At 80.7% G+C, this 1,464-nt stretch carries 1 pseudogene; it reads right to left on the minus strand.

The features are described 5' to 3' along the window. Positions 1-1,464: pseudogene (locus AB0O00_RS39205) on the minus strand (serine protease); the annotation flags it as partial.

A 1,464-nucleotide genomic window follows, 5' to 3' on the forward strand; every position in this document is an offset into this window, starting at 1 on the left:
GGCACCGACAGCACCTCGGCGAACGGCCGGCGCACGGCCGCCGCCCGCGCGGCCAGCGCGCCGCCCAGCAGCAGCCGCAGCTCCAGCCGGGCGGCCGGGCCCGCGACGGCGGCGCGCGCCAGGCGGCGGCCCAGGTAGTCGGCCGCGACCGGCCCGGCCAGCGCGGGGCGCTGCCGCAGCACCCGGGCGGCCAGCTCGGAGCCCCGCCGGGTGGCCACCGCAGCGGCGGCGTCGGCGAGCACCCGCAGGGTCTCGGCGACCGCCGCGCCCGGCTCGGCGAGCCGGTCGGCGAGCGCGGCCAGGACGGGCTCCGGGTCGCTCTCCAGGGCCGGGGCCAGCGCCCGTGCGGTGAGGAACGCGTCGGTGCCCGCCCGGTGGAGCGCCAGCGCGGCCGGGAGGTGCTCGGCCCGGCTCCGCGGGTCGCCGACCAGCAGGGCCAACGCGGCGCCGTGCAGGGCGGGTTCGTCTTCCCGCGCGAGCAGCGTCAGCGCGGTGTACCGGAGCAGTTCCGGCCCGGCTCCGCGCGCGTGCGGGGCGACGCGCAGCGCGTGCACGGCGGCGGCGACGTGCCGCTCGGGCCGCCGGTCGTGGCTCCAGCGGTCCACGGCGCGGCACAGCGCCGACGGTTCCTCGGCGGCCAGCACGGTCAGCAGCGCGTCCGCCCTGGGGTGGGCGGCGTCGGCCAGCGCGTCGGCCAACTCGTCCAGGGCGAGCCTGCGGTGGGCGTGGAGCAGGTCGTGGGTGAGGTCCGCGACCGTCCGGCCGGGCCCGCCCGGCAGACCGCGCCGGTCCTCGAACCAGGTGCAGAGCAGCGGGAACACGGCGGCCGGGTCCGCGCGCAGCTGCTCGGCGACCGCCGCGAGGAACGGCTGCCGGGGCCCGTCCGCGACCACCAGGCGCCGCAGCAGGGCGAGTTCGTCCTCGACGGGCAGGCCGAGCCCGGTCCAGAACGCCGGGCCGAACCGGCCGAGACCGTCCGCCGGCAGCGCGTCGAACCCGCCGTCCCGCTCGGCGCGTTCGGCGATCCGCCCGGCCAACTGCTCCAGCAGCGCCCGGTGTTCGGCGAGGTCCGGACTGCTCGCCAGCCCCGCCGCGAGCAACCGGCCCGCCCACCAGGCCGGTTCGCTGCCCGGCGGGCGCAGGTCCAGCGCCCGCCACAGCCGGTGCAGCCACGGGTCGAGGGCCGGCGCGCCCCACGTGTCGGCCACCCGGCGCAGCGCCGCCGCCACCGGGCCGATCCGGTGCCGGGCCACCGCCCGCGCCCCGCCCACGGGACGGACGTCCTCGGCCTCCCCCAGCAGCAGCCGCAGCGCCGCGTCCAGATCGAGGTGCAGGCCCTGCAGCCAGTCCGCGAACTCCCCGTGCGCGAACCGGATCCCGGGCCCGGCCGGCACGAACAGGCCCTCCGCGACCACCGCCCCCGCCCAGCCGCCCGCCACCGGGAACAGCTCCTCGAACCCGGCC

Source organism: Kitasatospora sp. NPDC093558 (genome assembly GCF_040683475.1).
Lineage (GTDB): Bacteria > Actinomycetota > Actinomycetes > Streptomycetales > Streptomycetaceae > Kitasatospora.